Annotated in this window: 16 protein-coding genes; 4 read left to right on the top strand and 12 right to left on the bottom strand. The window is 65.2% G+C overall.

Translation table 11 applies throughout. The features are described from left to right. Window positions 1-117: 117 nt before the first annotated feature. The 6 genes from P0Y59_18005 to P0Y59_18030 all read right to left on the bottom strand — a co-directional run bounded on the left by P0Y59_18005 (window position 118) and on the right by P0Y59_18030 (window position 6,949). Window positions 118-618: a cytochrome c gene (locus P0Y59_18005; protein ID WEJ98817.1), complete on the bottom strand. Its 501-nt coding sequence runs from the start codon at window positions 616-618 to the stop codon at window positions 118-120. Further along, complete coding sequence (locus P0Y59_18010; GenBank protein ID WEJ98818.1) at window positions 615-2,717, bottom strand: PQQ-binding-like beta-propeller repeat protein; 2,103 nt, start codon at window positions 2,715-2,717, stop codon at window positions 615-617. Before P0Y59_18010 ends, P0Y59_18005 begins: the two co-directional genes overlap by 4 nt. A gap of 238 nt (window positions 2,718-2,955) precedes the next feature. Next, a complete protein-coding gene (locus P0Y59_18015) occupies window positions 2,956-3,972 on the bottom strand; it encodes an SMP-30/gluconolactonase/LRE family protein (protein ID WEJ98819.1) in 1,017 nt (338 codons plus the stop codon). A gap of 57 nt (window positions 3,973-4,029) precedes the next feature. Further along, window positions 4,030-4,377, bottom strand: coding sequence for a hypothetical protein (locus tag P0Y59_18020; protein ID WEJ98820.1), 348 nt, complete (start codon window positions 4,375-4,377; stop codon window positions 4,030-4,032). Between the two features lie 26 nt (window positions 4,378-4,403). Beyond that, window positions 4,404-6,314 (bottom strand): pyrroloquinoline quinone-dependent dehydrogenase, encoded by a 1,911-nt coding sequence (locus tag P0Y59_18025; protein ID WEJ98821.1) that lies wholly within the window; start codon window positions 6,312-6,314, stop codon window positions 4,404-4,406. Further along, window positions 6,311-6,949: a cupin domain-containing protein gene (locus P0Y59_18030; protein ID WEJ98822.1), complete on the bottom strand. Its 639-nt coding sequence runs from the start codon at window positions 6,947-6,949 to the stop codon at window positions 6,311-6,313. Before P0Y59_18030 ends, P0Y59_18025 begins: the two co-directional genes overlap by 4 nt. Here P0Y59_18030 and P0Y59_18035 point away from each other — a divergent pair. From P0Y59_18035 to P0Y59_18050, 4 genes are all read left to right on the top strand, one after another. Further along, complete coding sequence (locus tag P0Y59_18035; protein ID WEJ98823.1) at window positions 6,902-7,333, top strand: hypothetical protein; 432 nt, start codon at window positions 6,902-6,904, stop codon at window positions 7,331-7,333. The genes P0Y59_18030 and P0Y59_18035 overlap by 48 nt on opposite strands. 134 nt (window positions 7,334-7,467) lie before the next feature. After that, a complete protein-coding gene (locus tag P0Y59_18040; GenBank protein WEJ98824.1) occupies window positions 7,468-8,721 on the top strand; it encodes an MFS transporter in 1,254 nt (417 codons plus the stop codon). 69 nt (window positions 8,722-8,790) lie between these two features. Continuing rightward, window positions 8,791-9,981 carry a CoA transferase gene (locus tag P0Y59_18045; protein ID WEJ98825.1) on the top strand — a complete coding sequence of 397 codons (1,191 nt, stop codon included), beginning with the start codon at window positions 8,791-8,793 and terminating at the stop codon, window positions 9,979-9,981. Next, the gene (locus P0Y59_18050; protein ID WEJ98826.1) at window positions 9,978-10,757 is read left to right on the top strand and encodes an enoyl-CoA hydratase; all 780 of its coding nucleotides are present in this window, start codon (window positions 9,978-9,980) and stop codon (window positions 10,755-10,757) included. The genes P0Y59_18045 and P0Y59_18050 overlap by 4 nt, the downstream gene beginning before the upstream one ends. An 88-nt stretch (window positions 10,758-10,845) precedes the next feature. Here P0Y59_18050 and P0Y59_18055 read toward each other — a convergent pair whose 3' ends face one another. From P0Y59_18055 to P0Y59_18080, 6 genes are all read right to left on the bottom strand, one after another. Next, window positions 10,846-12,333 (bottom strand): NAD-dependent succinate-semialdehyde dehydrogenase, encoded by a 1,488-nt coding sequence (locus P0Y59_18055; GenBank protein WEJ98827.1) that lies wholly within the window; start codon window positions 12,331-12,333, stop codon window positions 10,846-10,848. Next, complete coding sequence (locus P0Y59_18060; protein ID WEJ98828.1) at window positions 12,333-13,571, bottom strand: iron-containing alcohol dehydrogenase; 1,239 nt, start codon at window positions 13,569-13,571, stop codon at window positions 12,333-12,335. The genes P0Y59_18055 and P0Y59_18060 overlap by 1 nt, the downstream gene beginning before the upstream one ends. A gap of 75 nt (window positions 13,572-13,646) precedes the next feature. Further along, on the bottom strand, window positions 13,647-14,036 hold the full coding sequence (locus P0Y59_18065; protein ID WEJ98829.1) for a cytochrome c family protein: 390 nt from the start codon (window positions 14,034-14,036) through the stop codon (window positions 13,647-13,649). Window positions 14,037-14,123: 87 nt separating this feature from the next. Beyond that, entirely contained in the window at window positions 14,124-15,416 is a 1,293-nt protein-coding gene (locus P0Y59_18070) for an MFS transporter (GenBank protein WEJ98830.1), read from the bottom strand. Next, window positions 15,413-16,789, bottom strand: coding sequence for an amidohydrolase family protein (locus P0Y59_18075; GenBank protein ID WEJ98831.1), 1,377 nt, complete (start codon window positions 16,787-16,789; stop codon window positions 15,413-15,415). Before P0Y59_18075 ends, P0Y59_18070 begins: the two co-directional genes overlap by 4 nt. Window positions 16,790-17,052: 263 nt before the next feature. Continuing rightward, window positions 17,053-20,127: a TonB-dependent receptor gene (locus P0Y59_18080; GenBank protein WEJ98832.1), complete on the bottom strand. Its 3,075-nt coding sequence runs from the start codon at window positions 20,125-20,127 to the stop codon at window positions 17,053-17,055. Between the last annotated feature and the right edge of the window lie 62 nt (window positions 20,128-20,189).

Raw genomic sequence — 20,189 nt, forward strand, 5'->3', positions numbered from 1 at the left:
ACACCTATAGGATATCGGATCGTCGCGGGAAAGGACGATCGCCGGGCGATAGATTAACAATGGACCTATCCGCCGGCACTGGACTCGACCACAGTTGGCGCCCCTCTGCGGACGGGATTATTGGCCAGGCTTGGTACCCAGGATCCTGGTGTTGCCCATTAGCTGAGGATCGGTCGCAAGCGCCGTCGTGCCAGCCGGAAAACCGTTGGCCTGCAGGATGAACGCCTCGATATCCGAGACCGTCCTGCCGCTCAGGCTGCCGGGATCCTGCGCCGGCATCGTATCGTGGATGCGCGCGAACAGGTCGGCCGTGCTGGTGTTGTTCCAGTTGTTGAGGAAGTTGCTGCCGGCAAGCGGGGGAGCTGAATCGCCGCCCGTCAGGGTCGGGCCATGGCAGGCCGCGCAATTGTCGGCATAGGCTGCCTTGCCGCGAACCGCCTGCTCGGTCGTAAAGGCACCCGTCCATACCGAACCGGCCGGCGCCTGCGCATGAGTGGCGACCGACGCGATCGCCGTCGTCAGCAGGGCAGCCGCGGCAACAAGCGCCGCACGTCCGCCAGGAAGGCCAGTGCGCGGGCCTGCCTCGCCATCGATCATCCAGCCGAACTTCATGGTCATGCCTCCCTGGGCAGTTTGAACGCGACGAGCTCGCCGCTGTAGTTGCCGCCGCCGATCGCGACGACAAGATACTGCTTGCCCCCAAGCATATAGGTCATCGGAGAACCGCTCTGCGGGGCGGGGATATAGACCGCCCCCTTCTCCTCGCCGGTCGCCTTGTCATAGGCGCGCAGCATCGCGCCGCGAATACCCTGTTCGTTGGTGAAGAAACCCGCTTCGCCGCAGATCACCAGCGACTTGGTGCAGAGCGGCCCGAGATTGCCCTCGCGCCCGGTACGCGGGATCTTCAGGCCCTTCAGCGCGGGATGGTTGCGGATATTGTCGGGCGTCTCGCCATGCGCGACCTGCCAGGCGATATCGCCCCTGGTCAGGTCGAGCGCGGTGATACGACCATAGGGCGGCGCGATCAGCGGCAGGCCCTGCACGGTGAGCGGCCCGGGACGCGGCACGCCGGGCCTGGGCGGCGCAGCGGGCGGACGCTGCGGACGAGCGCCTTCGGGAGCCGCCGCGCCCATCGAGAATTGCGGCTGGGGCGCAATGCCGGTGACGCCGTGAACATAGGCGAAGTCCGACACATCCTTGTCGGTGCTGGGCACGATGCCGATCAGGCCGATCGTCGTCTTCGAATAGACATAGACCTTGCAGGTCTCCGGATCGTAGCAGCCGCCGGGCCAGTTGGTGCCGCCCTGCAGGCCCGGCGCGACGAGCGTCCCGAACGGCCCGCCTTCCTTGCTGAGCGTCGGCGGGGTGAACAGCGGACCGGTGACATAATTCTTGACCAGCTCGAGCGCCTCGGCGTGGAGCTCGGGCGTGAAGTTGATCAGATTCTCCGGGCCGGTGCCCTGGCGATCATAGGCCGGTGGTCTGGTCGGGAAGGGCTGGGTCGACGAATACCATTCGCCGGGCACCTCCCCCGCCTGCACCTTGCGCTCGACGATCGGCCAGATCGGCTTGCCGGTCTCCCGGTTGAGCACATAGAGCCAGGCCTGCTTGCTCGGCTGCGCCAGCGCCTTGACCATCTTGCCGGCCACCGGGATGTCGCACAGGATCGGTGCGCAGGGCAGGTCGCGGTCCCACAGGCCGTGATGCACGAACTGATAGTGCCAGCGCCGCTCCCCCGTGTTCACGTCGACCGCGACCAGCGATTCGCCGAACAGCGCATTGCCGCGGCGATACATGCCCATCTCGTCGCCGGTGGGCAGCTCGACCGGCAGATAGACCAGGCCGAGTTCTTCATCGGCCGACATCTGCGCCCAGACGCCGGTATTGCCGGCCTGGTCGGCATCGCCGTTCAGCCAGCTGTCGTACCCGTACTGACCCTTTTTCGGGATCGTGTGGAAGATCCATTTGCGCTTGCCGGTGCGCACATCGAACGCGCGGACATAGCCCTTCACGTTGAAACGCGTCGTCGGCACGTCACCCGAGGTGTGGGCGGCGCCGACCACGACCATGTCCTTCACCACCAAAGGCGTCGCGTGCAGGCCGACATCGGCGGTGACCGGGTCGATCTCCTGGTCGAAATCCTTCTTCAGGTCGACGATGCCATTCACGCCGAACGAGGTGTCGGGATAGCCGGTCGCCGCGTCGAGACAGACGAGCTGATAGCCGACCGTGACGAACAGGACCCGCTCCTTCGTGCCGTCGGTCCAATAGGAGCAGCCATGGCCGGAGAGCTGGCGCGGCGCATTCTGCGCGCGCTTGCCCTCGTCGAGGCGGTACATCCACAGCATCTCGCCAGTGGCAGCGTCGAGCGCAATGCAGTCGCGGCGCGCGCCGGCGGTCAGGAACAGGCGTCCCTTCACGAGCAGGGGCGTCGCCTCGAACTGATATTCCTTGCGGGTGCCTAGCGCGTCGGTCTTGAAGCGCCAGGCGACTTCCAGATTGTTGAAGTTGGCCGCGTTGATCTGGTCGAGCGGGGCGTAGCGCGTATTCGCCTGGTCGGCGGCATAATGGCGCCACTCGGTATCGACCCTGGGATCGTGTGGCGGAATTACCGGCGGTGTCCAGCCGCCCTTGCCCTGCGCAAACGCGCCGGTCTTCGCCAGCAGCAGCGTCGCCCCGGTGCTCAGCAGAAGCGTACGTCTGGACAGATTCGACATTCAATCACTCCCTTTGTCGGGCACTCTTGCGCTGCCCTGAATGCCGGCTACCACAGTGGAATCGTCTATCCTATATGATATCTCACACTGCCTCTGTTTTATCGGAAACCGGCAAGATGCGAGGAGGGCGCTTAAGATGGCAGGTGAGAGAAAAAGGCGGGGCGGCGCCGAAGCAACGCCCCGCCAGGTTTCCCGTGCTCGGGAGCAACGGGAGGGGTAGGGTAATCGCCCAAGCCGATCAGCGCCTGTAAAGCGGCGGCGTGCCCGCAACCTTAGTCCGCAGGCGGTAGATGCTGGTCGAGCCGGTGATATAGAGGTCCTTGCCGTCGGCCCCGCCCCAGGCGAGGTTCGCCGCGACTTCCGGCAGCGTGATCTGGCCGAGCAGCCTGCCCTGCGGCGTGATGACGCGGATGCCGCCTGGGCCGGTGCTCCAGACATTTCCGGCAATGTCGGTCTTGAGTCCGTCCGGGCCGCCCCGGCCCATGCCGCGATCATAGGTGAACAGCACACGCGGGTTCGACAACGTCCCGTCCTTGCCCATGTCATAGGCACGGGTGAACATCTCCGGCCCGTAGCTGTTGACGTAGAAGGTCCTGCCGTCGTTCGAGAAGGCGAGGCCGTTGGGCAGCGCCAGGTCAGTGACCATCGGGGTCAGCTTGCCCCCGGCGTAGCGATAGACCGCGGCAAAGGGCTGATCGAGCGGCGGGGACGGCTCCATATTCATCGGGCCGAACGGCGGATCGGTGAACCACAGGGCACCATCCTTCGCAAAGACGAGGTCATTGGGGCTGTTGATCTTCTTGCCCTGATAGGTGCTGAGGAACGGCTTTATCGCAAGCTTTGCATCGAGCCGGGAAAGGTTGCGGCCACCTTGCTGGGCATAGACGACCGTGCCGTCCTTGTCGGTGGCCATCGCATTCGGCCCGAGCGTCTTGCCAGGCTTGGGATTGGGATAGCCGCCGGCGTGATCCACCAGCAGTTCCACCTTGCCATCCGGCGTGACCGCCCTGATCTCCTCGCCACCGACATCGGAGAACCACAGCCGCCCCTCGCGCCACATCGGGCCTTCGACGAACTTGAAACCGGTCGCGACCTTCTCGACCAGCGCTCCGGGCGCGATCAGGGTATCAAGCGCGGGGTCCACGCGAACCACCTCGGACACGGCCGGTGCGGCCGGCGACGTCTGCGCGGTCGCGGCGCTGACGGCAGCGATCCCGGCACTCATGACAAGCGCGTATTTCAGTACGGACTTCATCGCTTTATCCCTCTCCAGGATTGTTCTCTTTCGGCCAGGATTCCCGGCCACAGCTATTCATTTCGCGGCAGGCCTGGCCGGTTCCGGGCCGAAGTTGGCCGCCAGATAGTCGATCACCATGTTCATATCGTCGGGCGTCAGATCAGCCCCGCGATCGACCATCAGCTGCACCGTCGCGGCCCAGTCGTCGGCGCTGCGGTGCTGGTTGAACACGCTCGCGGTCGAATGGCAGGTGCTGCAGCGTTCGTTGATCACGACGAGCGCCGGGCCGGGGGGCGGCACCGGGGCGCCGCTTGCCGCCCCGGGCGCCGAAACGGCAGGCGCGCTCTGCGCCTCCAGCCCGCGGGTCGCCACGACCGCGAATGCCAGGCCCATCACGCTCAACGCTATCTTCCGTGCAGACATCTCGACCCGATACTCCCGTTACACGCTCATTTTTTCGGCAGGGCGAACGCCAGCACCGCATCGCTCGACACCGGCGCCCCGTTGAATCCGCCGGTATCGACCGCCGCGACATATTGGCGGCCGCTCTTGCCGGCATAGGTGATCGCCGAGCCATAGATCGCCGCCGGCAGCGTCGCGGTCCACAGGACCTTGCCGGTGCGGGTATCGAAGGCGCGCATCTTGTTCTCGTCAGTCCCGCCGAAAAAGGCGAGGCCGGTCGCGGTGACGATCGGCGCGCCCGAGCTCAACCGCCCGGTGTCGCGCATTCCCTCGGGCAGGCTGTCGGTCGTGCCGAGCGGCACGCGCCACGCGATCTTGCCGCTGTTGACGTTGACCGCGACCATCTCGCCCCAGGGCGGCGGGCCGCACGGCGTTCGCGTCTCGCGATCCCAGAAATAGACATAGCCGCGGGCAAGCCCCCAGGACCCGTCTGCCTGTTTGGCGAGCTGTTGCGGGCTGGCGAGCGAGTTGACGTTGGTGATGTAGAGGCCCTGCTTCGTATCGAAGGCCCCACCGCCATAGTCGATGCCGCCAAGACTGCCCGGGAAGAAGGCGATCGCCGAATCCGCCCGGAGCGGCTGGAACATCTTGCTGGGCACGATCTTGTAGTCGTCCACCACCTTCTGGCAGCGCTGTTTGATGTCGGGCGTCATCGCCGCCATGTCCGCCATCTCGAACGACAGCCGGGTGAGCGGCGGCGGCGCCGACGGCATCGGCTGGGTCGGCGACGGGGCCTCGCCCGGGACATCGGTGTCGGTCGGGACCGGCACTTCCTTCACATCGTAGATCGGCTTGCCGGTGACACGGTCGAGGATGAACATGATCGCCATCTTGCTCATCACCGCGATGGCGGGGATAGTGCGGCCATCCTTCTTCACGTCGAGCAATGTCGCGGCGGGCAGGTCGACGTCCCAGATGTCGTGATGGACGACCTGGAAATGCCAGAGATATTTGCCGCTGGTCGCGTCGACCGCGACGATGGAGTTGCCGTAGAGATTGTCGCCCTTGCGATCGCCGCCCCAGCGATCGAAGCTTGGCGCCGCGATCGGCAGATAGGCGATGCCGCGCTTTTCATCGACGACGATCTGCGTCCAGACATTGTTGCCCGACCGGTTCTTCCAGCTGTCCCCTTCCCAGGTCTCGTGGCCGGGCTCACCCGGGCCCGGCACGGTGTTGAAGGTCCAGGCGAGCTTGCCGGTGCGCGCATCCCAGGCGCGGACATCCCCCCTGGCGCCGAGTGACGGCGTTTCCTGCACGCGCGATCCGGTGATGATCAGGTCGCCATAGAATGCTGGCGGCCCGGTCATACCGTATTGGCCGTTCGGGTTGCCGTTCATGATCTCCGGCGTCTTCATGTCGACCACGCCATTCACGCCGAAACCCGGCACCGGCACGCCGGTGGCGGCATCGAGCGCGATCAGCCGACCCGAACGGGTGCCGAACACGATCTCCGGCTTCGCCTGCTTCGAACCGGGCCAATATTGGACGCCGCGGGTCGAGGCCTGGTCGCGCTCAGGCATCTGGTACGACCAGATTTCCTTGCCGGTATCGGCGTCAAGCGCGACGACCTTGCCGTAGGGCGAGGGGAAATACATCACGCCGTTCATCACGATCGGCGTGGCCTGCGACGAGGAGAAGCGCGGCCGCGGCGGGGGCGGCATGTTGGCCGGCGCCTCGGGATTTACCGGGAAGCTCGGCACAACGAAATTGGACGGCTTCATATGATAGGTCCAGGCGACCTGAAGCGTGGCGACATTCTGCGGCGTGATCTGGGTCAGCGGCGAATAGCGCGTCGCTCCCTGATCGTTGCCATAGCTCGGCCAATCCTTTCCGGCGGGGGTGGCATGCGCCGAAGCGGCAATCGTCGCGACGCCCGCGAGCAGCAGAGCGAGCCTCAACGGGCAGCCCTCGGACGAGCGGCCTGCGCGGCCATATACGACGCCTTGGACGCCAGATCCTTCGCTACACCGATCACCATCATATCGAGGGGAGTTGCTCCTGTTGACCGAATCGACCGGGATTGTCCCAGATCGACGGGGACGACGTCCCCAATGTGAATGGGTGTCGTCTCCGAACCGATGGCGACCTCACCATCGCCAGAGATGACCAGATAAACCTCGCTCATCTCAGCCATGGTCCGCGTGCCGACCGACGCACCCGGCGGAATGCGCAGGTGATCGACATAGGACCAGGGCGTCGAGAAGACGCTCGGCTCGAACGCCCGGCGATATTGCACCGTGCCGGTGCCGCCATCCATGCCGGCGACGGGCCGAAGTTGCGCCGGATCGAAGCGGGCTGAGATGAATTGGGGAATCGGGTCGAGCGTCACATCGGTGCGCGGGTCGTCCAGGTTGAATGCGTCGTAGGTCTTGGTCAGCCCAACATTGATATTGACCCACTGCACAGGCTTGTCAGTGGGGTTGTAGATGCCGTGCGCGTGACCCATCCGATCGGGCACTGCGGCCGGGCCCTTGATGAGCGAGGTATGGCCGTTGATCGTGAACTGCGCCTCCCCGTCCAGGATGACGAACATCTCTTCGCAATTGTTGTGGAAATGTTCGCCGATGCCGCTTCTGGGCGCGATCACGCCGCGGTGGACGAAGATCAGGTTGGTGCTGAGCGCATCGGCGCCGAAGATTGGGGCGAATTCCATGGATCCGGCGCCGGCATGAACGCCCTCGCTGTGGCGGTATCTGGTCGGGTCGGTATGGCCGATGCGCTGCGCCAGCGTCTTCGCCGGCCGGGCGCCGGGCTGAACCGGACCAGCGGACTGTCCATGCGCGGCCGCCGAAACGAACATCGGCCCGATGACCGCGCACGCCAACAGATGCTTCCTCAACCCGGATCTCCCCTCGACGTCACGGCCGTTCGCTACCGGTCCGGCACAGACGTTGTTCTTTGTTTCGACGGATGCTAGCAGGGTGCAATATCATATACAATATGATCCTGAGGCCATTGGCCGCAGGGCGGGGTATAGCGAGGGGATAGGCCGTGATGACGATAGCGAGGCGCTCGCGAGTGCGGGTCTTATTGATTTTCCTGCTTTTTCTGTTGAGCACGGTAGCGTTTCTCGACCGGACCAACATCTCGGTCGCGGGCGTGCAGATGCGTCAGGAATATGGCATCGACCAGATTCACCTCGGCTGGGTCTTCAGCGCGTTCCTGATCGGCTATGCCGCGTTCCAGGTTCCCGCAGGCTGGCTGGCGGTCAGGATCGGGCCGCGCAAGGTCCTCACCTATGGCGTGATCTGGTGGGGCATCCTCTCGGCGGCGACCGCGCTCGTTTCCCCGGCCCTCGGCAGCACCGTGCTTCAGCTCATCGTCGTCCGCTTCCTGCTCGGCGCCGGTGAGGCGGTGATCTATCCGGCCGGCAACCAGTTCCTCTCGCGCTGGATTCCGATCCAGGAGCGGGGCAAGGCCAATGGCTGGATCTTCGCGGGCGTGGGCGCCGGCGCCGGCCTGACGCCACCGCTGATCACCGCGATCATCGCCTTTGGCGGGTGGCGCCTGTCCTTCTATGCCTGTGCGCTGATCGGGATCGTCGTCGGTGCCGTCTGGTACCTGCTCGCGCGCGACCGGCCGGAAGAACATCCCGCCGTCTCCGAAGCCGAACTCGCTCATATCCGGGCCGGCCTGCCCGTGCCCTCGACCGGCGCCGCGCCGGCCACGCCATGGGCCACGATCCTCACCGACCGGAACGTCTGGGGCCTGTTCGTCAGCTATTTCTGCTTCGGCTATGTCGCCTGGCTCTTCTTCAGCTGGTTCTTCATTTATCTCGCGGAGGCGCGCCATGTCGACCTGAAGGCGAGCGCGCTCTATTCAATGATGCCGTTCATCGCGATGACCATCTGCTGCCTGGGCGGCGGCGTCGCCAATGACCGGATCGCGAAGAAATACGGCCTGTTCTGGGGCCGTAGCGGCCTGGCGGTGGTCGCGTTCATCCTGACCGCCGGGTTCCTGGCGGCGGGATCGCAGGTGACCGGCACCGGGCTGGCCGTGGTGATACTGGCCGGCGGCGCGGGCGCGCTGTACCTCTCGCAGAGCTCGTTCTGGTCGGTCACCGCCGACATCGCCGGGCCGCATACCGGCGTCGTATCGGGCTTCATGAACATGGGATGCCAGATCGGCGGCGCGATCACCGCGTCGCTGACACCCTGGATCGCCCAGGAATATGGCTGGATCGCTGCCTTCGGCACCGCAGCCGCCCTGGCGATCATCGGGGCCGTTGCCTGGTGTTTCGTGAAGCCGGATCGGCTGATCGTCGCCGAGCGGCCGGCATCGGCCGATCTCGCGGTCGCCGCCTGATATCGCCGACGGGCAAGCACTTGACTGAAAATGTCGCCGGCGGGCGGCGCGTATGAAGGAAGACATTGAATGACGACGCTGCCGCTTTCCGGCATCCGGGTGCTCGATATCACCCAGGTCATGGCAGGCCCGTTCTGCTGCATGCTGCTGGGCGACATGGGCGCCGACGTGATCAAGATCGAGCCGCCGAAGACGGGCGATTCGACGCGGCATTCGATGGGCTTCCGCCTGAAGGGCGAGGACAGCCCCGGCTTCCTCGCGCTCAACCGCAACAAGCGCAGCATCACGCTCGACCTGAAGAACGAGGCCGATCGCGAGGTGCTCTATGCCCTGGTCAAGACCGCCGATGTGGTGGTCGAGAACGCCCGGCCCGGCGTCGCGGCTCGGCTCGGCATGGGCTATGAGACGCTCAACGCGATCAATCCGCGGCTGATCTATGCCAGCATCTCCGGCTTCGGCCAGACCGGTCCCTGGGCGCAGCGCCCCGGATTCGACCTGATCGCGCAGGCGATGTCGGGCGTGCTCAGCTCGAACGGTTTCCCCGGCATGGAGCCCGCCAAGAATTCGATCGCCGTCGCCGATCTCGGCGCCGGGCTGTTCTCGGTCTATGCAATCCTGAGCGCGGTGATCGGCCGCGAGAAGAGCGGCCAGGGCCAGTATATCGACGCCTCGCTGCTCGAGGCGGCGATGGGCCTGTCGATCTGGGAGACGACCGAACTATGGGGCACCGGCAAGTCGCCGACCCCGATCGGCTCGGCCAATCGAATGTCCGGCCCCTATCAGGCAGTGCTGGCCAAGGACGGCTGGTTCGTGATCGGCGCGGCCAACCAGGGCCTGTGGCTGACCTTCCTCAAGATCCTCGGCCGCGAGGAACTGCAGGACGTGCCCGATTATTCGACCAATGCCGCGCGCGTGGCGAACCGGATCGAACTGATCGCCGAGCTCGCCCCGACCTTCCTGACGCGCACCAGCCAGGAATGGATCGACGCGCTACTCGGCGCCGGCGTGCCCGCCGCCCCGATCCTCGACTATGAACAGGCGATGGCGAGCGAGCAGGCGATCGCGCGCAACATGGTGATGGAGGTGGCCCACCCTGTCGAGGGAACGTTCAAGTCGCTCGGCTTCCCCGTCAAGATGATGGGCACTCCGCAGGAAGTGCGCCTGCCGCCACCGCTGATCAACGAACATGCCGATGAGATCCGCCGCGAGTTGCGCAAGCGCGGCCTGTTGCCCGAGACTTCGACGGAGGCTGCCAAATGAGCGGCCAGACCATCATGGAGCGCGACGGCGCGATCGCGCGCGTCCGGTTCGACAATGTCCCGGCACACAATGCGCTGACTCACCGGATGTGGGTCGACCTGCACGATATCTGCGTGACGCTGGCCAATGATCCGTCGGTGCGCGTCGTCACCTTCCGCGGCACCGGCGGCAGGGCCTTCATCTCGGGCACCGACATCTCGGGTTTCGCCGATTTCTCTGGCGGGCAGGACGGGCTCGACTATGAGAACGAAATCGACCTGTTCATGGGATCGATCGACAGGATACCGGCGGTCACCATCGCGGTGGTCGAGGGCTGGGCGGTCGGCGGCGGGATCAACATCTCCTCAGCCTGCGATTTCCGGGTGGCGACACCCAATGCGACGTTCGGATCGCCGATCGGCCGCACCATCGGCAATTGCCTGTCAGCCAGCAGCGTGGCGCGAGTCGGCGGCGCGGTTGGCGTGCAGATCGCCAAGCGCATGGTGCTGCTTGGCGAGATGATCACCGCGCAGGAACTGCTCGACAACGGCTTCCTCTACAAGATCGCCGAGCCCGAGGAGCTTGATGCCGTGGTCGATACGCTGGTGCAGCGCGCGGCGGAGAATGCGCCGCTCACCACGCGCGCGACCAAGGAAACGATCCGTCGACTGACCTTCGACGGGCTGCCCGACATCCAGCAGCTCATCTCCGACGTCTATGGCAGCAACGATTTCCGTCGCGGCGTGCATGATTTCCTGGCGAAGACGAAGAAGACGCCGATCTGGACGGGCGACTGACCGAGGCGCTCGGTCTGTTCGATCTGGAATAGCCGAACGAAAACGGCCGCCCCCTTACGGGAGCGGCCGCTCTACGATCCGCCGGCCACTACCAGCTTACAGCGATATATTTCGCCTCAGTATATTCGTGCAGGCCGTGGTGCGAGCCTTCGCGGCCGAGGCCGCTCTGCTTGACGCCGCCGAACGGCGCCGCCGCATCCGACACCAGGCCGCGGTTGAGCGCGACCATGCCCGCCTCAATCCGTTCCGAGATGGCGAGACCCTTCTTAAGATCGCCGGTAAAGACATAGGCGGCCAGGCCGAACTCGGTCGCATTGGCGAGGCGGATGGCGTCCTCGACATCGTCGAACACCGTGATCGGGGCGACGGGGCCGAACACCTCGGTCGTCAGGATCTGCGAGTCCGGATGGATGTCCGCGATGACCGTCGGCGGGTAGAAGAAACCGTCGCCCCGCGGGGTCTTGCCGCCGAGCAGGACACGCGCGCCCTTCGCCTCTGCGTCCTCGACCAGCATCTCGATCTTGTCGATCGCTTCCTGGTTGATCATCGCGCCGCATTCGGTGGCCGTGTCGTAACCGGGGCCGACCTTCAGCGCCCCCATGCGCTCGACCAGCTTCCGCGTGAACGCCTCGTAGATGCCGCGCTGGACATAGAAGCGGTTCGCTGCCGTGCAAGCCTCGCCCGCATTGCGCATCTTAGCGACCATCGCGCCTTCGATCGCCGGGTCGAGATCGGCATCGTCGAGTACCAGAAACGGTGCGTTGCCGCCTAGCTCCATCGACGCGCTGAGCACCTGGTCGGCGCATTCGCGCAACAGGATCCGGCCGACCTCGGTCGAGCCGGTGAAGCTGAGCTTCCGCACCCGCGGATCGTGCAGCATCGCGCGGCACACGCCCGGCGCGTCGCTGGTGTTGATCACATTGACGACACCGACGGGCACGCCGGCGTCGAGCATGATCTGCGCCACCGCGAGCGCGGTCAGCGGGGTTTCCGCCGCAGGCTTCAGGATGACGGTGCAGCCGGCCGCGAGCGCCGGGGCGATCTTTCGCGTGGCCATCGCCGCCGGGAAGTTCCACGGCGTGATTAGCACCGAGATGCCGATCGGCTGATACTGGACCAGGATTCGGTTGTTGCCGGCCGGCGAGACGGACAGCTCGCCGTTGATGCGCACCGCTTCCTCCGCATACCAGCGGAAGAATTCGGCGGCATAGCCGACCTCGCCGCGCGCATCGGGCAGCGACTTGCCATTTTCCAGGCTGATGAGCTGGGCGAGCCATTCAGCGTTCGCCATCATCCTTTCCCAGCACGCCATCAGGATCGTCGCGCGGGCGCGGGGCGCGGTGGCGGCCCAGGCGGCCGCGGCGGCCTCGGCGGCGTCGACACAGGCGATGCCGTCCTCGACCGTGCCGTCGGCGATCGCGGTCAGCACGCCGCCGGTCGAGGGATTGACCACCTCGATACGGCCACGGCCATGACCCTCGACCCAGGCATCACCGATCAGCAAATCGGTCGGGATGTTGAACGGCGCTTCATGCTCCCCGGCGGCGGGGGCGGCGTAACTGTTCAGGGATTCCATCATTTTGCCTTCTGGAAGTTCAGATTCACGCGATCGAGCAGCAACGAACGGTCGCCCGCATAGGCGGCGGCGGTGATGCTGCGCATCGCGTCGAGATCGAGGGGACGGGGGTTGTTCTTGATCAGGCGCTGCGCCTTCAGGCCGTTCTCCGCGACATAGTCCTGCATGTCTTCGGCCAGGCCGAGCTGCCTGAGCGAGGTGGGAATACCGACCGACGCGAACAAGTCGGCAATGCCGTCGATGAAGAGCTGCGACAGCACATCCTCATTGTCGTCCGGTGACCCGAGGCCGACGACGCGGGCAAGCTCCGCAAAGGCCGGGACTGCCGCCGGACGGTTGAACTGCATGACATAGGGCAGCAGCGCCGCGACCCCGTCGCCATGCGCCGTGTGAGTCAAATTGCCGACCGGATATTGCAGCGCGTGCGCCGCCGCCGTGCCCGCCACACCGAACGCGCAGCCGGCGGCCAGCGAGCCGAGCATGAGCTGCTCGCGCGCGACCATGTTGCTACCGTCGTCATATCCCGCCTTGAGGCTGTCCCACACGCTCTTCACCGCCAGCCTGGCGAAATGATCCGACAAGCCGTTCTTGCCGACGAAGACATGATCCTGGGTCAGCATCGCATCGATCGGGCGGGCGAGCGCGGTGAACGCCTCGACCGCATGGGTCATCGCATCCGAGCCCGAGCAGGCGGTGAGGCCCTTTGGGCAGGTGATCGTCAGTTCCGGATCGCAGATCGCCGCCATCGGGATCAGATAGGGGCTGGCGATGCCGACCTTGGCACCGAGCGCGTTGTCGGAGACCACGGCGACGGGCGTGACCTCCGAACCAGTGCCCGAGGTGGTCGGCACCGCGACCAGCGGCAGGACGGGCCCGGGAACCTTGAACTCCCCATAATAGTCGCTGATGCCGCCGCCATGCGCGAGCAGCACCGCAACGACCTTCGACAGGTCCATGCAACTGCCGCCGCCGATGCCGAGCACGACATCGGCGGTGAAGCCGCGAACCTGCTCCACGCATTCAAGGATCGATTCGACGGGCAGGTCGGGCTGGGTCTGGTCATAGACATGAGTCTCGACCCCTGCCTCTTCGAGATCGGCGAGCATCGTCCCGAACGCCGGGTCCGCGGCCAGGCGCGCGTCGGTGCAGATAAGGGCGCGCCTGCCGAGCGAGGCCGTCACCTTGCCGATGGCGCGGCGCTGGCCGACACCGAACAGGACCGAGCGGGGAAGGCGCATGGTGCCGAAGATAGTCATGAGATGCCTGCTGAAGGAGAGAGTGAGAGGATATTCATCTGATTGATTCCCAAGGGATTATTTCTTCGCGCTGTTCTGCTTGAGATAGGCGATCACATCAGCCTGATCTTCGGGCCTAGGCAGACCGATGAAGATCATCCGGGTGCCCGGGAGCGTCTGGCGAGGGGCCGCGAGGAAGCGCGCGAGAGTCTGGTCGTTCCAGACCAGCCCCGATGCCTTCATCGCGGGCGAATAAGTGAAGCCGGCGACCATGCCTGCCTTGCGCCCGGCCACACCGCGCAGATTGGGGCCAAGGCCGTTCTTACCCGAAGGGTCGACGCTGTGGCACGAGGCGCACTTCTTGAAGATCACGGCGCCATTCGCGGCGTTCCCCGGCGGTGCACCCGAGATCGTGGCGGCTGCTCCCGCCATCATGACGAACGTTGTCAGTGCTGCAATATATCTCATCTCGATACTCCTGCGAGCAGGACTACAGCCCCTGCCCCGAGCCTGTTGCCGAAGGTGTCGATACGCCCGTGACCGTCCATGCCGTCGTCACTCATGCGCGGGTTCGGGAATGAGCGGGCGCGACGCGTCGATCGTGAACATCAGCAGGGCCGCCGCCACGCACAGGCCGGCCAGCACGCCGAACGCCGAGCCCCAGCCGCTCGCCGAGACGATATAGCCGGTCAGCGTCGCGGCGACGAACGCGCCCAGATTGCCGATGGTGTTCATCACCGCCGAGACCGAGCCGGCGAACGCGCCGCCGATATCGAGCGTCACCGCCCAGGACACACCGACCGTCAGCTCGAGCCCGAACAGCGCGAGGCAGAAGCAGGCGATGCTGACCACATGATTGTCCGACGCGGTGGCGAGCGGGATCATCGTGGCCGCGATCGCGAAACCAGCCACCGACACCCAGCGCCGCGCGAGCCGCAGGCCGCGGCCGCGCTTGACCAGATGATCGGAGAACCATCCGCCGGCGAGGTCGCCCACAACGCCCGCCATCAGCGGCAGGCTGGCGAACAGGCCCATCAACGCGATGTCGTATCCCCGCGCATCGTGGAGATATTTCGGGAACCACGTCAGGAAGATGTTGATGCAATAGGCGTAGCAGAAATACATCGCCGACAGCAGCCAGAGCTGGGGCCGCGCGAGCAGCTTCGCCCAGGGAACGCTTGCCCTGGCGCGGCCCTCACCGAGCGCTTCCTCGATCATCGCGCGCTCCGCCTCGTTCACCGACGCGTGCTCGCGCGGGCTGTCGCGGTAGAACCAGAACCAGAAGACCGCCCAGGCGATGCCGACCGCAGCGAAGGCGATGAAGGGCATGCGCCAGCCGAAATCGACGATCAGCAATGCGACGAACACCGGTGTCACCGCCCCGCCCAGTCGCGCGCCGGCATGGGTGAGGCCCTGCGCCCAGCCGCGTTCAGCCGGGAGCATCCAGCGCGAGAGCGAGCGGGTGGCGATGGGAAAGGCCCCCGCCTCGCCCATGCCGAACAGGAACCGGGTGACGACCATCGATCCGGCCGACCAGGTCAGCGCGGTCGCGGCGGTGAAGGTCGACCACCAGAGCACGACGCCGGTGAGCGCGCGGCGCGGCCCGAACTTGTCGCCAAGCCAGCCGCCCGGAATCTGGAACAGGGCATAGGAAATGGAGAAGGCGCCGAAGATCCAGCCCATCGTCACGTCATGGAAGCCGAATTCCTTCTGGATCGACGGCGCCGCGGTCGAGATGACGACCCGGTCCATATAGGTGATGAGATAAGCGAGCACCGTCAGCCACAGTATTTTGTGCCGGACAAGAGTGGGGTGCCGGACAAGGGTTGGCTCCGCGCCGTCACTCATTTCGGGCCACCCGTGCAGGCGTCGGCGGCGCGGCCGGTGCAGGTCTGCCAGATCGTCGGCACCTGCTCGCCGGCAAGATAGACGCTGTCGATCGCGCGGGTATTGCGGATATCAGCGGTCGGATCCTTGTCGAGCACCAGCAGGTCGGCCGCCTTGTCGGGCGCGATCGTGCCGATGCCGCTCGCGCCCATGAAGCTGGCGTTGCGGCTGGTCGCGGCGGTCAGCGCCTGGAGCGGCGTGATGCCCGACTTGACCATCAGCTCGAGCTCCCAATGGGCGAAATAGCCAGGGAAGCGTGCCGTCGGGCCGCTGTCGGTGCCCATTCCATAGGGAATGCCGGCCTTCGCCTCGCGCCCGAAATTCTCCATCGCGACTTTCAGGACGCCCGGATATTGAGCGAAATGTGGCCCGGCGGCGAGGCGCTGGCGCCGCGCCGGGCTCTTGAGCTCCTCGATCACCGCCGGGGTCACGCCCCGCGAGAAGAAGGGATCGTCGACAAAGGGCAGCAGATCGTAGGTGAAGCTCGCCTCGCGGCTCAGCGTCGCGGCGATCTGCCACACGCCCTTCGCCTTCATCGCGGTGAGCAGCGGGACATCGACAGCACGGTCGCGAACCGAGTGGGCGAAACCGTTCACGCCCTCACGGGTCAGCTCCCTGGCATTGTCGTAGTAGAAGATGTGCGCGACGGCCTTCTTGCCGTCCTTGTGCGCCTCCGCGATTACCGCGCTGCTGATCGCCGGCGGCATGCGTTCGGCGATATCGCCGAACTCGTCATCGACCCACAGCTTTATGAAGTCGCTGCCCTTGGCCGCCTCGCGATCGACCATCGCCCTGGCCTCGGCCGGCGTCGCGACCTGGGCGTCGAGCCCGGCGACACCGCCATAGGACCCCTTGAACACGACGCCGCGACCGGCCGTCCACACCCGCGCCCGACCAGCCGGATCGGCCCGGATATCGCTGACGATAGCGTGGATCTCGTCCTTGTCGGTGCCAAGCACCTGGACCGAGGTGACGCCGTAAGCCGCGTAGAGCCTGAGCTGCCGCTCGACATTCTCCCGGGTATAATATTTCAGGTCCTGGGTGATGCCGTCGACCAGCCCCAGATGGACATGGCTGTCGATGATCCCCGGCATGACGAACTTGCCGGTCAGGTCGGTGACCGCGACGCCCGCTGGTACCTTCAGCTTCGTGGCCGGGCCGACCCAGCTGATCTTGCCGTCGGTGATGATCATCGCCGAGTCCCTGACCGGCGCCCGGCCGGTGCCGTCGATCAGCGTGAAGTGAGACAGCGCCACGGTCTTCGCCAAGGCCGGCACCGCGGTCAGCGCCCCCGCCATCATCGCCGCCACGCTCATCAAGCTACATGCACGCATAGGACCCGCTCCATTTTGTCCGGGGACGTTCTTCGTCCGTCTTGTCGTTTCGATCGGCGTCATCCGGCCGATCTCCATCCGCGACCGGCACGCGCTGAAGGTGAAAGAATATCCGCAGCGCGAGGTCGTACGGCCGCGAGGCCGGCGCCGGGGAGAAACCCCTCTCGCATCCGTTCCCGCTTGCTGATCGTCATGGCCGTCTTGTTCCGCCCGGTAGAGAAAGGGTCCGCTCGCTCCCCGGAAAGGAGCGAGCGGATGGAGGATCAGAATTTCGTCCGCAGACCCACCGCGATCTGGCGCCCAAGCGGGTTCGAGACGAAGCCGTTGTAACCCCAGGCACCGCCGATGATGCCGGCGGTGTTGCCGTTGTAGAAAGGCGGATCCTTGTCGAAGAGGTTCTTCACGTCGACATAAGCCTGCCAGCCGTTGAACATGCCCTCGCTCTTGACCGTGTACTGGAGGTGAAGGTCGAAGGTGTTGTCCGCCTTGACCTTGTCGCCGCCGCCAGTCGGGTTGCCGATCGAGTTGGTCGTGATCGGAATCACCGAGGTGCTGATCCAGTTCCGGTACGAACCGGTGTGGTTCCAGAACAGGTCGGCCGAGATGCCACCCAGCTCCCAGCCGAGCTGCGCACGATGCTTGTACTGAACCGACGGGAAGGTCGTGTTGTAGCCCGAGGTGTTCAGGATGCTGAACGACGTGCCGCCGCCGAAGTTCTGGGTGAACTTCGTGAAGTACGTCCCGCCTATGCCGGCGGTGAAGTTGCCCAGATCGCCGATCGACGTACGGTAGCTTGCCTGGAAGTCGATACCCTCGACCGTGAGGTTCAGGGCGTTGCGCGAGCTCTGGTCCAGGAAGAAGTAGATCTTGTCCGGGATCGCACCTGAGATGGTCGACCCGTTCGCGATGTTGGCGAAGGTATCGATCTGGGCCTGGCTGCAGCTTCCGTCCGAGTTCGCGCCGGGGGTTCCCGGGCAGATCGTGAGCAGGTTGCGCAGACCGGCCGAGTTCACGATCGCCGTCGGACTCGGCGAACTGACGCCGCCGATGAACTGATTGTGGAACCAGGTCACCGCCGCCGTGAAGCCCGGCATGAAGCGTGGCGCCAGATCGAGGCCGAACGAGTAGCTCGTGCCCTTCTGCGGCACCATGTTCGAGAAGCCGCCGCCGAGCTGGCGACGCATGCCGGGATTCGCCGCCAGGCCGATCGTGCAGGTTGTCGCCGTCGCCGTGCAGGCAGTGCTGGTGTTGGTGACCACCGCACCGGGCACGTTCACCACGCTCGGATAGTTGGCGACGGGAACGACGAGCTGGCCCTGGTTGCCGACGCTGCCCGAGGCATAGAGATAGCCCTGGCTGGGATCGCCGATGACCGCGAGCGGCGGCGCCACGAAAGCCGTCGCATAGTTGCCGCGAAGCTTGACGCCCTCGAAGACTTCCCAGTTCGCGGCGAACTTCGGGTTGGTGGTGCTGCCGACGTCGCTATAGTGATCGTAACGCCCGGAGATATCCAGATCGACCCGGCGGAAGAACGGAATCCCCATGTCGGGCGAGATCACCGGAATGACGATTTCGCCATAGGCCGAGTTGACCGTGCGCTTGTACATATATTGCCGGAAGGTCGCGCCGGTCACCGAGGGGCCGGTGCCGTTCGAGCCGTTGATCTTCTGGGTTTCGTCGGCCCAGTAATGCTCCCCGCCGAACGCCACCTTCACTTCGCCGGCGGGCAGGTTGAAGATGCCGCCCTGGAAATCCAGTTTCATCTGGTTGAAGGTGTTGAAATTGGTGTTCTGGCTGTCGGCACCATAAAGCGAGCGGAGAACCGCCGCCGAGGTGCGGTTGGCCGAGCCGGTCCGCCACACGTCGAGCGCATTTGCCGTGGTGAGCGGCAGGTTCAGCGCAATCACGTTCTGGCCGGCGACGTCGGTCGTCGTCGTGCTGCCGCTGAGCTGGGCGGTGCCGTTCAATGCCAGCAACGCGCAGGAACTGCAGAAACCGTCGATCGTGTTCAGCGCCGAGCGGTTCCGTCCGAAGGCATCGCTGAACTTCACGGTCCAGCTGTCGCTCAGATCATATTCAGCGACGAAGGTGGCGTAGATCGAATCCGCTTCGGATTCGCCATAGCCATATTTGCCGTCGTCTCGCAGCGCGAGCCAGCTCAACGATTCCTGGTTCGCGGTCGGCGAACCGGCCGGAGCGACGAAGAACGGGTTTACCTGAGGAAATGCCGTCACGGTACCGTTGGGCGCAGTGTATGAAGCGATACCGCGACCGGGGCCGAAGGCAGTCGCATTGGTAAGAGTGCCCGGGCCGTTCGGCGATGTCGTCTTCTGGATATTGTAGTTCAGCATCGCGGTGATGCGGAATTTGTCGCCGAACTCGTTATACACCTTCATCATGGTGTTGGCGCGCCACTGGCCCGACACCAGAACACCATATACGGAGGTATTGCATGGCGCGTTGACCGCGGTGTTGGCCACGGTCGTCGTCGCGCCGGGCGAGAGATAGACGCCGGATACGGCACCGCCATCGGACCGGTTGGTCACCTGGATCGTCGCCGGGTTGCACGTATAGGCGTTGGTATTGGTACCGCCGACCGGACGGAAATCGCCCAGGCTCGCAAAGGAGCGATCGCGGTTATAGAGCGTACTGGCCTTGCTGTACGACCCGGCGATGTACACGCCGCCGGTATCCCACTTGGTGCCCCAGATGCCGTTGATATCGTAGTTGTGATAGGCGTCGGCGAAGCCGTAGCGGGCATTCACCTCGAGCCCGTCATAGGTACGGCGGGTGATGAAGTTGACCACGCCCGCGACCGCGTCCGAACCGTACACCGAGGACGCGCCGTCAGCGAGAACCTCGACTCGCTCGACCGCGCTGACCGGAATGATGTTGGGATCGGTCTGGGCGAACTGCGTGCCGCCGCCCGGGAGGCGCAGGCCGTCCATGATCACCAGCGTCGTGTTGGACGACGAGCCGGCAAGGCTGTGGATCTGCGGCGAATAATAGGAATAGGCATTCTCGCCCTGGGCCAATGAGCCCGATGTCGTGATCGCCGGCACGGTGTTGACCAGCTGCGATACGTTGATCGGCGCCACCTTCTCGATCGTCGCCTGGCCGACGGAGACGAGGTTCGACCCGATCGGCGCCACGCCCTTGATGCTGGTGCCGGTGACGACGATGTCCTTGCTCATGTCAGCCGCTGAACCGTCAGTCAGGGTTTCCTGGGGCAGGGTCGCGTCGTCGGCTGGTGCCGGCCTGGCCTCTCCGGCCGCTGGCGCGTTCTGCGCGGAGGCGATGCCCGGAACGAGCGCCATCGCCGCCGTCAACGCAATCACCGAACCGCTTATTTTGATTTTTGACGAGAATCGCATCCCGCTCCCCCTTTCAGACTGGTTAT

Origin of the sequence: Candidatus Sphingomonas phytovorans (assembly GCA_029202385.1) — a bacterium.
Classification (GTDB): domain Bacteria; phylum Pseudomonadota; class Alphaproteobacteria; order Sphingomonadales; family Sphingomonadaceae; genus Sphingomonas; species Sphingomonas phytovorans.